We start from the raw sequence: 14,359 nt of genomic DNA on the forward strand, positions 1-14,359 counted from the left end.
CTAACGTAGGACCCGCCTACCGGGGGGAGGTGCCGTGGTCCGCTGGATACCGGGTGAGCGTGCGGCCGACTTCACGCCGGCCGGCATCGTCGAGGGCGTCCGCCGCTTTCGCGAGCCCGTGCACATCGTGCGTGACCGCCCCGGCCACGAACCCGGCCTCGGCCTCGGCGGCGAGCTGCACACCGGCCCCGGCCAGGGCTACGAGCTGCTCGGTTCGCTGCCCCCGCTCTATCCCGAGTGGCTGGGCGACCGGTCCTTCAATCAGACCCACGGCGTGCGATTTCCGTACGTTGCCGGCGAGATGGCCAACGGCATCGCGACCGTCGCGTCGGTCGTGGCGATGGCCCGCGCGCGGATGCTCGGGTTCTTCGGAGCCGCCGGCCTCGCCCTGCCGGACATCGAGCGAGCGGTGGCGCAACTGCGCGGCAGCCTGCCCGACCGGGACAACTGGGGGGTCAACCTCATCCACTCGCCGTCCGAACCCGGGCACGAGGAGCGCCTGGTCGATCTTCTGGTGCGCGCCGCCGTACCCAAGGTCTCGGCCTCCGCCTACCTGGAGCTGACCCCGGCCGTCGTCCGCTGCGCCGTCGCCGGCCTGCGCCCCGACGGCCGGGCCCGGCAGCTGTTCGCCAAGGTCTCCCGCCCCGAGGTCGCCGCCCGGTTCCTCGCCCCGGCGCCGCCGGAGATCCTGCGCGGGCTGGTCGAGCGCGGGCAGATCACCCGGGACGAGGCCGAGCTGGCGGCGCGCGTGCCGCTCGCCGAAGACGTCACGGTCGAGGCGGACAGCGGCGGCCACACCGACAACCGGCCGCTCGCCGTCGTGCTCCCGGTGATCCGGGCGCTGCGCGACGACCTGACCCGGCGGCACGGATATGCCCGGCCGATCCGGGTCGGGGCGGCCGGCGGGCTGGGCGACCCGGCCGGGGTGGCGGCCGCGTTCGCCGCCGGAGCGGCCTACGTGGTGACCGGCACCATCAACCAGCTCTCCCGCGAGGCCGGGCTGTCGGACGCGGCGAAGGACCTGCTCGCGCAGGCCGACCTGGCCGACGTCGCAATGGCCCCGGCCGCCGACATGTTCGAGTACGGCATCAAGGTGCAGGTGCTGCGGCGCGGCACGCTGTTCGCGGTGCGCGCCGGCCAGCTCTACGAGGCCTACCTGGCCTACGGATCACTCGACGACCTTCCCGACGCGACCCGGGAGCGACTCGAGAAGGACGTCCTGGGTGGCACGTTCGAGGACTGCTGGGAGCAGACCCGCCGGTTCTGGCTCGACCGTGACCCGCGCGAGGTCGACCGGGCCGAGCGGGACCCGCGCCACCGGATGGCCCTGGTGTTCCGCTCCTACCTGGGATTGTCGAGCCGATGGGCGATCACCGGCGAGCCGACCCGGCGGACCGATTACCAGATCTGGTGCGGACCGGCGATCGGCGCCTTCAACCGGTGGACGGCGGGCAGCCCGCTCGCCCGGCCGGCCCACCGCACGGTCGTGCAGATCGCGCTCAACCTGCTCGAGGGCGCGGCCACGGTGACCCGGGCCCAGCAACTGCGTTCGTACGGCGTACCGGTGCCGGGGGAAGCCTTTGACCCTCGCCCTCGTCTGTTGTCCTGAGGAGAGTCATGGAGCCGATCGCAGTCGTGGGGCTGGCCGCCCTCATGCCCGGGGCGCGCGACACGACCGAGTTCTGGCGCAACATCGTGGCCGGCCGGGACCTGATCACCGAGGTGCCACCCGGGCGCTGGCCCGCCGACGGGTTCTACGACCCCGACCCTGCGACGCCCGACACGACCTACAGCAACCGCGGCGCGTTCCTGCCGGACATCGAGTTCGACGCCCTCGCCCACGGGCTGCCGCCGGCCACGCTCGGGGCCCTCGACCCGGCCCAGCTGCTGGGCCTGACCGTGGCCGACGCGCTGCTGGCCGACCTCGACCGCAACCTGGCCGCCCCGCCCGACCGGGAACGCGTGAGCGTCATCCTGGGCAGCTCCACCCTGAGCCGGGTCGGCACGATGGACGCGCGCATCCAGCGCCCGGTGTGGCTGGCGGCGCTGCGGGACGAGGGGATCGGCGAGGAAGAGGCGCGGCGGATCTGCGATCGGATCGCCGACCGGTACGTACCGTGGCAGGAGGATTCCTTTCCCGGCCTGCTGTCCAATGTGGTGGCCGGCCGGATCGCCAACCGCCTCGACCTGCACGGCACCAACTGCACCGTGGACGCCGCCTGTGCCAGCTCGCTCGCGGCAGTGGCGGCCGGGGCCAACGAGCTGGCCCTGGGCCAGGCCGACCTGGTCGTCACCGGCGGGGTGGACGTGACGAACAACCCGCTGATGTACGTGTGCTTCAGCAAGACACCGGCCCTCTCCCCCACCGGCGACGCGCGCCCGTTCGCCGCGGACGCCGACGGCACCCTGCTCGGCGAGGGTCTGGCGATGCTGGGTCTCAAGCGCCTGGACGCCGCCGAGCGCGCCGGCGACCGCGTCTACGCGGTGATCCGCGGGCTCGGCACCTCGTCGGACGGCCGGGGCGGGGCGATCTACGCGCCGATGGCCACCGGGCAGGTCCGGGCACTGCGACGGGCCTACGACGCCGCGGGGTACGGCCCGGACACGGTCGGGCTGGTCGAGGCGCACGGCACCGCGACCCGGGCCGGGGACGCCGCCGAGTTCGAGTCGCTGCGGCGCGTCTTCGGCGACACCGGACGACCGGACAGCGGGTGGTGCGCGCTCGGCAGCATCAAGTCGCAGATCGGCCACACCAAGGCGGCGGCGGGCGCGGCCGGGCTGGTCAAGGCGGTGCTGGCCCTGCACCAGCAAACACTTCCGCCGACCATCAAGGTGCGCGAACCCAACCCCGGCCTCGGCATCGAGGGCAGCCCGTTCTACCTGAACACGGTCGCTCGTCCGTGGACCCGGCGCGCCGCCCACGCCCGGCGGGCGTCGGTCTCCAGCTTCGGTTTCGGCGGCGCCAACTTCCACCTCACCCTCGAAGAGAACAGGAACGGCAATTCTCCCGTACGGCTACCGGCCGGCGCCGACGAGCTCGTCCTGCTCAGCGCCGGTTCGCCGGAGAACCTGCGCGCGGACGGTGGCCATTTCGACGCCGCCGAGCCCTACCGGCTGGCCGTGGCCGCGAGCGATGCCGCCGACCGGGCCGAGAAACTCGACCGGGCCACCGAGATGATCGCGCGGCGCCCCGGCGAGTCGTTCACCCTCCCCGGCGGCGTCTTCTACTCGTGCGGGCCCGCCGACCCCGGCCGGATCGCTTTCCTGTTCCCCGGCCAGGGTTCGCAGTACGTCGGGATGGGCGCCGACTTCGCCCTGGCGCTGCCCGCGGCGCAGGACGTGTGGGACAGCACGGCCGGGCCGGAACTGGCCGACGTCGTCTTCCCGCCACCGGTCTTCGGCGACGACCGGCGCGCGGCGCAGGAACGCCGGCTCACCGACACCCGGTGGGCGCAGCCGGCGCTGGCGGCGCACAGCCTGTCGCTGCTCGCGGTGCTCACGTCGATCGGGCTCGCACCCGACTGCGTGGCCGGGCACAGCCTCGGCGAACTGGTCGCGCTGCACGCGGCCGGTGTGCTGGACGCGGCGAGCCTGCTGCGCCTGGCCCGGCACCGGGGCGAACTCCTGGCGCGGATCGACGCCGGCGCAGGCACGATGCTCGCGGTCGACGCGGACGCCGGCACGGTGGAGGCGGCGCTCAAGAACGACGCGTGGATCGCGAACCGGAACGCACCCCGGCAGACCGTCGTCTCCGGCACCGTGGCGGCGATCGACGACCTTCAGGAGCGGCTCTCCGCGGACGGCATCACCGCCCGCCGGCTGGCGGTCTCGGCCGCCTTCCACAGCCCGCTGATGCGGTCCGCCGAGACGTCGATGCGCGACTTCCTGGCGACGCTCGACCTGGCCGCGCCACGCATCGACGTGTACGCGAACGAGGACGCGGCCATCTACGACCCTTCGCCCGCGGCGATCCGCCGGGCTGTCGCCCGGCACCCCGGCGCCCCGGTCCGGTTCCACGATCAGATCGAGGCGATGTACGCGGCCGGGGTGCGGACCTTCGTCGAGGTGGGCGCGGGTGCCGTGCTCACCGGGCTGGTCGGGCGGATTCTCGGCGACCGGGCGTACGCGGCGGTCAGCCTCGACCGGCGCGGCCGGAACGGCGTCGCCGCGCTGTACGAGGGTCTCGGCCGGCTCGCGGTGCACGGGGTCGCCATGAACCTGGCCGGTCTGCCGGCCAGCCCGGAGCCGAAGGCGGAGCGTCCTCGAATGCCGATGCGCGTCAGCGGCGCGGGTTACGTCGCGCCTCCCCCGCCCCGGCCGGTGCCGGAAGCGGTCCCACCGACCTTCCAGGAGCCTGCCACCCCGATGACCCAGCCTCCCACGCCCTCGTTTCCGACGACCGCTTCCCCAGCCACCGCTTTGCCCGCGACCGCTTTCCCAGCCACCGCTTTGCCGGCGGCCGCCTTCCCAGCCACCGCTTTGCCGCCGACCGCCTTCCCGGCGACCGGGCCATCGACGGCCGCGCCTCGGGCCGGCGCCGAATGGTTGGCCGCGGTGCAGGAGATGCAGCGCCAGACCGCCGAGGCGCACATGCACTTCCAGCGCGTTCTCGCCGAGTCGCACCAAGCTTTCCTCCAGATGGCCGAGAACACTTTCGCCGCCTTCACCGGACAGCCACCGCAACCGGACCAGTTCCGCCTCCCGGCCGCGCCACCCACGCCGGTCCCACCGCCGCCCTTCCGATCGCCGGCGTTCCCATCGCCGTCCTTCTCATCGCCGACCTCCCAACGGCCGGCCCCTCAACCGCCGGCCTTTCAACCGGCGGCCTTTCAACCGCCGGCCTTTCAACCGGCGGCCTTTCAACCGCCGGCCGTTGAGCCACCGCCGTTCGAGTCGCCCGGCGCTTACCCGCCCGCTCCCAGGCCACCGGCCGGGCCGGGCACGGCCGATGAGCCGGTGAGTCTCGCGCTGCTGCTGTCCGTCGTCGCCGACAAGACCGGCTACCCGGTGGACATGCTGAACGGCGGCATGGACCTGGAAGCCGACCTCGGCATCGACTCGATCAAGAAGGTGGAGATCTTCGCGGCGGTCCGCGAGCGCGCGGAGGGGCTGCCGGCGACCGACTCGGCACAGATGGCCCAGCTGTTCCAGGCGCGCACGCTGGACGACGTCATGCGCGGTATCACCGCCGAGCCACCCCTTCCCGGACTGCCCCGATTACAGGTCCAGCCGGCCACCGCGCCGGCGTGCGGGCTCGCGCTGGCCGGCCTCCGGGACGGGCCGATCACCGTCGTCGACGGCGGCAGCGGGCTCGCGCCCGCCGTGGTCGGGCAGCTCCGGGCGTACGGCATCTCCGCGACCGCCGCGGACCAGCCGGCCGGCGATGCGTACGGCGTGATTCTGCTCGGCGGAATGGCGGCGGAGGCCGGTTCGGCCGCCCGGCTCGCGTTCCGGGCCGCTCGCGCGGTCGCCGCCGGCATGGCCGAGCGCGGCGGCGTCTTCGTGACCGTCCAGGACACCGGCGGCTGTTTCGGGCTGGTCGACCCCGATCCGCAGCGTGCCCGGTTCGGCGGTTTCGCGGCGCTGACCAGGACCGCCGCCAAGGAGTGGCCGGCGGTCGCGGCCAAGGCGATCGACTGCGAGCGCGGCGGCCGCGGCCCGGACGAGGTGGCCGCCGCCATCGTCGCCGAACTGCTGACCGGTGGGCCGACCCTCGACGTCGGCCTGCGTGCCGACGGAACGCGATGGACCCCGGTGCAGAGCGCGGCCCCGCCGCGAGCGGCCGATCCGCGGGTCACCGAGAAGTCGGTCCTCGTCGTCAGCGGCGGTGCCCGTGGCGTCACCGCCGCCGCGCTGCTCGCGCTGGCGCCGGCCCGGCCCCGCATGCTGCTGCTCGGCCGCACCGAACTCGTCGACGAGCCCGCCTTCCTGGGCGCTGCCCGCGACGAGCCGTCCCTCACCCGTCTGCTGGCCGGGCGCGACCGCACCGCACCGCCGGCCCGGCTGACCGCCCAGGTCCGTACCGTCCTCGCCCGCCGCGAGATCCGCGCGACGCTCGCCGGTCTCGAGCGGGCCGGGGCAACCGCGCGGTACGCGGCGGTCGACGTCACCGACCGCGCCGCCCTCGACCGCGAGTTCGCCCGGGTGCGCCGGGAGTGGGGTGCCGTCACCGGGCTCGTGCACGGCGCCGGGGTGCTCGCCGACAAGCGGATCGCCGACAAGACCGACGACCAGTTCGACCGGGTCTACGCCACCAAGGTCGCCGGGCTCGGCGCGCTGCTCGACGCGACCGCCGCCGATCCGCTGGAGGTGCTGTGCCTGTTCTCGTCGGTCGCGGCCCGCTTCGGCAACCCCGGGCAGTGCGACTACGCGATGGCCAACGAGGTGCTCAACCAGGTGGCCCTGGCCGAGCAGCGGCGGCGGCCGTCCTGCCGGGTCCGCGCGATCGGCTGGGGACCGTGGGAGGCGGGCATGGTCACCGCGGCCCACGCGGCACAGTTCCGGGCCCTCGGCGTCCCGCTCATCCCGCCGGCCGCGGGCGCGCTCGCCTTCGTCACGGAGTTGAGCACACCCGGCGACGTGGCCCAGGTGCTCATCACCGGCGGGGACGTCGCCGGAGCGGGCCCGCCGAGGCTCGTCGCCGAAGCCCGTACGCATGGCTTTCTGGCCGACCACGCGCCGGCCGGCGTGCCGGTGCTGCCGCTCGCCATGGCGGTGGAGTGGTTCGCGGCGGCCGGACACGCGCGCTACCCGGGCCGCTCGACCGCGCTGGCCGGCCTCCGGGTCCTGCACCGGATCGAACTGCCCGGCCTGGCCGACGGCGGTCACCGGTTCACGGTCGAGGTCACCCTGGCCGACGAACTGCGGGTCGGCAACCACTACCGGGCCCGGCTCGTCGCGCCGGAACCGCCGCGCACCTGGGCCACACCGGCCGCGATGGAGTCCTACCCCGAGTCGGACGTCTACCGCGACGCCGCGCTGTTCCACGGTCCCCGTTTCCAGGTGCTTCGCCAAGTGTTGGGGCTGTCCCCCGCGGGCGCCGAGGCGCGGGTCGTCGGAGCACGGGCGGTCGACTGGCCCGACGTGCCCTGGTGGACGGACCCGGCCGCGGTCGACGGCGCCCTGCAGACCGCGGTCCTGTGGGCCCGGCACACCACCGGTTACGCGACGCTGCCGATGAGCGTCGACGCGATCCACGTGCACCGTCCCGGACCGGCGCCGGCGCCGGCGGCGCTGCGCTGCCTGGTGCGCGCCGGGGCCGTGGCCGCCGACGTGACGCGCTGCGACATCGCCCTGTTCGACGAGGACGGGGAGGTCCGCACCGAGTTGCTCGGCGTCGGTCTCATCCGGCGCCCCGACGTCGCGGCCCTGGGACGCCCGTGACCGAGCCGATCGCGATCGTGGGCCGCGGCTGTGTGCTGCCGGGAGCGCTGAGCCCCGAGCAGTTCTGGGACAACATCGCGGCCGGCCGGGTCGACCTCGCCGCGGTGCGGCCCGAGGAGTGGCGGATGCCGCCCGGCTCGCTCGGCACCGGCACCACGGCCGGTCTCGTGCGGGGCTTCGCCTTCGATCCGGACGGCTTCGCCGCCGAGGCTGCCGCCTACGACCCGGCGCTGCAATGGGTACTGCACGCCGGACGGGCCGCCCTACGCGAGGCCGGCGATCACGTGAGTCCGGCCCGGACCGGGCTGGTCCTCGGCAACCTGGGTTATCCCAGTCGGAGCCTGGCCGCGTACGCCGAGCGGATCTGGCTGGACGGCGATCCGGGCGGCCTCGACCCGTACTCCCGCTTCTGCTCGGGCCTGTGGGCGCACACCGCGGCGAACGCCCTCGGGCTCGGCGGCGGGTCGCTGGCCCTCGACGCCGCCTGCGCCTCCGCGCTGTACGCCATCAAGATCGCGTGCGACCGGCTGCACGACGGCGCGGCGGACCGCATGCTGGCCGGCGCGGTGAGCGGCTGCGACGGGCTGATCATCGACTCCGGGTTCACGGCGCTGGGCGCGCTGAGCCCGTCCGGCCGCAGCCGGCCACTGCAGCGCGGTGCCGACGGGCTGATCCCCGCCGAGGGCGCGGCCCTGCTCGCGTTCATGCGCCTGCGCGACGCGGTGGCCGCGCGGGTGCCGGTCCTGGGCGTCGTGCGCGGCATCGGACTGTCCAACGACGGCCGGACCGGCGGGTTCCTGGCGCCCGCGGAGGAGGGCCAGATCCGGGCGATGAGCGCGGCGTACCGATCGGCGGGCTTCGGCCCGGAGACGGTGGAGCTGCTCGAATGCCACGCCACCGGTACACCGGTCGGCGACGCCGTGGAGGCCCGGTCGACCGCCCGGCACTTCGGCGGCCGGGCGGAACCACTGCCGGTCGGCTCGGCGAAGTCCAACGTAGGGCACCTGCTGACCGCCTCCGGCGCGGCCGGACTGCTGAAGCTCCTCGGCGCGATCCAGCACGGAACGCTCCCCGCGACGGCCGACGCCACCGACCCGATCGACGAGCTGCGCGACGGCCCGCTGCGCCTGCTCCGAGCAAACGAACCGTGGCCGGGGCCACGGCGGCGCGCGGCGATCAGCGCGTTCGGCTTCGGCGGCAACAACGCCCACCTGATAGTCGAGGCCTACGACGGCCGACCGGCGCTCAACGTCGCGATCCCCAGCTTCCCGACACCAGTTCCAGCACCGGCCGCGGCGCCGGCCGAGATCGTGATCGTCGCGATCGGTGCCCGGGTCGGGGACGTGGGCGCCGACGGGCTGCGGGACGCCGTTCTCAGCGGGCGGGTGCCCGGCCCGGCGCCGGACGCCATCGAGGTCGCGCTCGACGACCTGCGCTATCCGCCGCGCGACCTCGGCGAGACGCTCGGCCAGCAGATTCTCGTGCTGGAGGCCGCTCGCGAGGCCGTCCGCGGCATCGAGCTTCCGCCCGAGCGCACGGCCGTCCTGATGGGCATGGGCTGTGACCCCGAGATCGCGCGTGCCCACGCCCGCCGGCGCCTCGAGGCCGGCGACGAGTTCAGCCCACCGCTCACCGCCGCCCGGGTGCTGGGCGCCATGGCGAACATCGTGGCCAACCGCGTCGGCGGCCAGCTCGGACTGTCCGGACCGGGCTTCGCCGTCAGCGCCGAGGAGGCCTCCGGAATCGTGGCGCTGGAGCTGGCGGCCCGGGCGCTGCGGGCCGGGGAGATCGATGCCGCGCTCGTCGGCGCGGTCGACCTCTCCGACGAACCCGTGCACCGCGCCGCCCTCGCCCAGCTCGGCCGAACCACGAAGCCGGCGGATGCGGCCGTCGTGCTGGTGCTCAAACGCCACGACGACGCCCAACGCGACGGCGATCCGATCTTCGCCGTGCTCGACCCCAACACCCAGAACGACCGCGCCGCCCAGAACGCCCCCGCCGCCCGGAAAGACCCCGACACCCGCATCGATCGGGAAACGTCGGCCGAGCACGCGGCCGGGCTGTTCGGCGCGCCGCACGCCGCCGCCGGGCTGCTCGACGTCGCGATCGCGGCCGTGGCGCTGCGGCACCGTGTCCGCCCCCGCCCCGGACAACCCGCTCGGCCGGACCTCGGCGCGACGACCGCCGAGGTCGTCACGCCGGTGCTCGGCGCTCCGCCCGCCCGGGTCCGGCTGCGCGCCGCCGACACCGCGCCGTGGGCGCCCGGTCCGCGGCCCCGGCTGCACCTCTACTCGGGCGCGGACCGGGCGACCGTACTCGCCGCGGCCAGGTCCGGCGTCGAGAGCGACACCGGCCCGGCCCGCCTGGCCATCGTCGCCCGCGATCCCGCGCACCTGGCCGGCCAGATCGAGGCTGCCCAGGCCTGGCTGGGCGGCGAGGCGCTGCGCCCACCCGGCGTGGCCTTCCGGGCGGCGCCGATCGGCGGTGAGACGGCCTTCGTCTACCCGATGAGCTCCTCCTTCTACCCGGGCATGGGCTCCGACTTCGCGGTCGCGTTCGCCCCGCTCGCCGCCGGCGTGAACGGGGCGCCGCTGGTGTCCTGGCTCTACGAAGGGCGAAGCGAGGGGCAAGGCGAAGGACGAAACGAAGGACGACGCGAAGGCCAGAGCGAAGGGCAGAGCGAAGGACCCGAGCCGCTCGACGAGATCCTCGCGGTCGGCTTCCTCTCCGGCCTGCACACCAGAATCTCGCGCGAGGTCCTGGGCATCGAACCGCAGGCCGCCATCGGCTACTCCTCCGGCGAATCGGCTGCCCTCGTCGCCCTCGGGGCGTGGACCGACGGGCCGGCGATGGCCGCCGACGCGCGGGCCGACGGATTGTTCACCCACGATCTGAGCGGCGAACTGCGCGCGGTCCGCCGCTTCTGGGAACGCCACGGGATCACCGGCGAGCGCTGGATCGGCTACCTGCTCGCGGCGGACCCGGAAGTGGTGCGGGAGATGGTCGAGGGCGAGCCGGCCGTACACCTGTCGGCGGTGTGCGCCCCCGGGGCCTGCGTGGTCTCCGGCGAGGAGTGGGCGTGCACCGCGTTCGCCGAGCGATTCGAGCGCATCCGGCTGCGACTGCTGGTGGCGCACGTGCCCGAGGTGGCCGAGGTCCGCGACCGCTGGCATGCCCTGCACCGCCGGCCGACGCGGAGCGTGCCGGGCGTCCGGTTCTACCGCGGCGCGACCGGCGACTGGTACCACCCGACCGAGGAGTCGGCCGCCGACGCGATCACCGAGCAGATGCTCGCCCCGGTCAACTTCCCCAACCTGATCGAGCGCGCCTGGCACGACGGCGTCCGCGTCTTCGTCGAGCACGGACCGGCCGCCCAGTGCACCGGCTGGATCCGCCGCATCCTCGGCGACCGGGAGCACGTCGCGGTGGCCTTGGACGCCGTGCCGGGCCAGGGCCTGTGGTCGGTGTCGGTGGCGATCGCCGAGCTGGCCGCGGCCGGTGTCCCGATGCGGCACGACGCGCTCGAGGCCTATTTCGACGTTCCACCCGCCGGCGGAGGCGCCACCATCAGCCTGCCCAAGCGGCTGCCGGCCCCGAGAATGGCCGCCGAAGAGTACGAGGTGATGGCGCCCGCCCCCGAGCTCACCCCGATGCCGCAGCGGCTACCGGACCCACCCGCCCTGGCCTGGCGTACCGCCATCACCGCCGCGCACCACCAGTACCTGGAGATCCAGGCCGCCGCGCATGCTCGTTTCCTGAACGGCCGGGCCGCCGCCGTCGCCGCGATCACCCCGGCGACCGGCGGGCGCCCCGGGCCGAAGTTCGACCGCGCACAGCTCGAACATCTCGCGTACGGCCGGATCTCCGAGGTGTTCGGGCCGGCGTTCGCCGCGCAGGACGACGACGTGCGGCAGACCCGGATGCCCCGGCCGCCGCTGCTGCTCGCCGATCGGGTCCTCGGGATCGACGCCGAGCCGGGCCGGCTGGGCACCGGCGTCATCTGGACCGAGACCGACGTGCGCCACGATTCCTGGTACCTCGATCCGGCCGGCCGGATGCCCGCCGGGCTGGTCGTCGAGGCGGGACAGGCCGACCTGCTGCTGATCAGCTGGCTCGGCGCCGACCTGCACAACCGGGGCGAGCGGGTCTACCGGCTGCTGGGCAGCGACGTCACCTTCCACGGCCCGCCACCGGGCCCCGGGCGGACCCTTCAATTCGAGATCCGGGTCGTACGGCATGTCACGCACGGCCCGATCCGGCTGTTCTTCTTCGAGTACGACTGCCACGTGGACGGCGAATTGCTGCTCGCCGTGCGCAACGGCCAGGCGGGGTTCTTCACCGACGACGAACTGCACCGCACCGGCGGGGTGCTCTGGGAGCCGGCCTACGTCCGTACACCCGAAGCCTTTCGGTCCTTCGATGCCGATGCCGTCACCGCTTTCGCCGACGGCCGGCCCGACGAGTGTTTCGGTCCGGAGTGGGCGACGACCCGCGCCCACGTGCGCACGCCGCGCATCGGATCGGGCCGGTTGCGCCTGCTCGACGAGGTCCCCGTCTTCGATCCGGGCGGCTACCTCCGCGCCGAGACGGCGGTCCACCCCGGCGACTGGTTCTTCGCCGGCCATTTCCACAACGACCCCTGTATGCCCGGCACCCTGATGTCCGAGGCGTGCCTGCAGGCGTTGTCGTTCTACCTGGCCGCCGCCGGGCACACGATCGACCGCGACGGCTGGCGGTTCGAACCGGTGCCCGGGCGGGCCGCGCGGATGCGCTGCCGGGGCCAGGTCACCCCGGACAGCCGCAGGCTGACCTACGAGGTTTTCGTCACCGCGATGTCGGCCGACCCGTTCCCGACCCTCGTCGCGGACGTGCTGGTCACCGTTGACGGCGTGAAGGCCCTGCACGTCGCCGACTGCGCCGTGCGGCTGGTGCCGGACTGGCCGCTCGAGCACTGGCGGCATCTCGGGCCACCGGTCGTGCAGCGGACCGCGGCGCCCGTGCCGCTCCCGAGGCTCGGCGGGCTCGCCGGACACCGGGATTTGGAGCCGGTGGCGCGGATCGGGGACCTGCCGCTCGGTTACGCCTCGCTGCTGGCCTGCGCCTGGGGCCGGCCGACGGACGGACTCGGGCCGATGGCCGAGGCGTTCACCGGCACCCGCCGCGGGCCGCGTCTGCCCGGGCCGCCGTACCACTTCATGAGCCGGGTGACCGCGGTCGAGGGTCCCTATCAGGGCATGGCGACCGGCAGCGCGGTGGTGGCGGAGTACGACGTACCGGATGAGGCCTGGTTCTTTCCGGGCCCGATGCCGGCCGCCGTTCTGATGGAGATCGCGCTGCAGCCCTGCGGATGGCTGGGCTGTTATGTCGGCAGTCCGCTGCAGATCGACGCCGAGCTGCTGTTCCGCAACCTCGACGGCGACCTGCGCGTCGGGCGTGCGGTGGGGCCGGCCAACCGGGTCGTCCGCACTCGCGCCGAGCTCACCGACGTTTCCCGAGCCGCCGGAATGATCATCGAGACGTTCCGGATCGAGTGCCACGCGGACGGCGAACCGCTGCTGAGCGGCACCGCCGTGTTCGGGTATTTCCTGACCACGGCCTTCGCGCAGCAGCCCGGCCTGCCGCCGGCCGCGGCCGAGCGCGAGCGCCTGGCCGAACCGTGCGCGAACCCGCCCGCGTTGGTCCCCTCGGCCGGCCCGATGCTCTCGATGCTCGACCGGATCACCGGTTACTGGCCGGAAGGCGGGGCGGCCGGTCTCGGCCGGCTGCGGGCCGAGAAGGACATCGATCCGGGCGACTGGTACTTCAAGGCCCACTTCTTCCAGGACCCGGTCATGCCCGGCTCGCTCGGCGTCGAGGCGATGTGCCAGCTGCTGCACTGGTACCTGATCGAGCGCGGCATCGGCACTCCCGGCGAACCGATCACCCTCGACACCACCCTGACGTGGACCTATCGCGGGCAGGTCGTGCCCACCGACCGGGTGATCACGATCGAGCTGGAGATCCTCGAAATCCGGGCCCGGACGGCGTACGCCCGAGGTTGGCTCTGGATCGACGGCCGCCGGATCTACCGCGTCGACCGGCTCGGCGCCCGGGTGGCCGGCGGAACTTCGCCCGATGACCGATGAGTTCGACCGGCACGCTTGGTCAATACCGGCACAACGACCGTACGGAAGGGCAATCCCATGACCGAGTTGACCGCCGACCATGCCCGGCAAGCGATCGTCGAACACACCCGGCGCCTGGCCGAATCGGCCGCCGCGGCCGGGCCCGGCGCCGCCGTGCCGACCACCCCGCGGTGGACCATCACCGAGCTGGTCGAGCACGTGGGCCAGACCCAGCACTGGGTCGCGGAGATCATCGAGCGGCGCATCACCGACCCCACCCGGCTGCCCACGGAGTCCGCCGCGCTCCCGGCCGACCCGCACGCGTGGCCGGGATGGCTGGCGGAGTCGGCGCAACGGGCCGCGGGCGCGTGCTCCGACGACGCGCTCGTCGCGCCGGTGTTCAACGCCGCCGGGGACGAGCGGACGGGTGGACAGTTCTGGATGTTCAGCGTCCTCAACGAGACGGTGGTCCACGGTTTCGACGCGGACAACGCGGCGGGCCGGCCGGCCGGCATCGACGCCGATGTCGCCGCCGCGCTGATCGGCCACCACCTCGCGATGCTCACCTCCCCCACGTGGCGGATGCTGCGGGCCGAGTCCGCCGATGCCCTCCGGGGCACCGGGCAGACCCTGCAGTGGCGGGCCACCGACGCGGGCGCCTGGTTCGTCGAACGCCGGCCGGACGGCGCGACGTGGCAACCCGGCACCCGGCCGGCCGATGTGACGGTGACCGGCCCGGCATCATCGCTGCTGCTGACCCTGACCCGGCGGCTCCCCCTGGCGGGGGCCGCCGGCGTCAGCATCACCGGCGACCCCGCCCTGGCCCAGCACTGGCTGGACAACACCGCCCACGTCAGCGACTGACCGGCGTG

Annotated in this window: 4 protein-coding genes; all 4 read left to right on the forward strand. The window is 74.3% G+C overall.

The annotated features are described in order from the left end of the window. The first annotated feature begins 34 nt into the window (after positions 1-34). The 4 genes from Ato02nite_RS08670 to Ato02nite_RS08685 are packed head-to-tail and all read left to right on the forward strand — an operon-like array spanning position 35 to position 14,351. Positions 35-1,609 carry a PfaD family polyunsaturated fatty acid/polyketide biosynthesis protein gene (locus Ato02nite_RS08670; RefSeq protein WP_213005894.1) on the forward strand — a complete coding sequence of 525 codons (1,575 nt, stop codon included), beginning with the start codon at positions 35-37 and terminating at the stop codon, positions 1,607-1,609. Positions 1,610-1,617: 8 nt separating this feature from the next. Then, positions 1,618-7,383 (forward strand): type I polyketide synthase, encoded by a 5,766-nt coding sequence (locus Ato02nite_RS52465; RefSeq protein ID WP_213005895.1) that lies wholly within the window; start codon positions 1,618-1,620, stop codon positions 7,381-7,383. Next, positions 7,380-13,508 (forward strand): beta-ketoacyl synthase N-terminal-like domain-containing protein, encoded by a 6,129-nt coding sequence (locus Ato02nite_RS08680; protein ID WP_213005896.1) that lies wholly within the window; start codon positions 7,380-7,382, stop codon positions 13,506-13,508. The genes Ato02nite_RS52465 and Ato02nite_RS08680 overlap by 4 nt, the downstream gene beginning before the upstream one ends. 57 nt (positions 13,509-13,565) lie before the next feature. After that, complete coding sequence (locus Ato02nite_RS08685; protein ID WP_213005897.1) at positions 13,566-14,351, forward strand: maleylpyruvate isomerase family mycothiol-dependent enzyme; 786 nt, start codon at positions 13,566-13,568, stop codon at positions 14,349-14,351. Positions 14,352-14,359: the final 8 nt, after the last annotated feature.

It is taken from the genome of Paractinoplanes toevensis, from assembly GCF_018332695.1.
In the GTDB taxonomy this organism is placed as follows: domain Bacteria; phylum Actinomycetota; class Actinomycetes; order Mycobacteriales; family Micromonosporaceae; genus Actinoplanes; species Actinoplanes toevensis.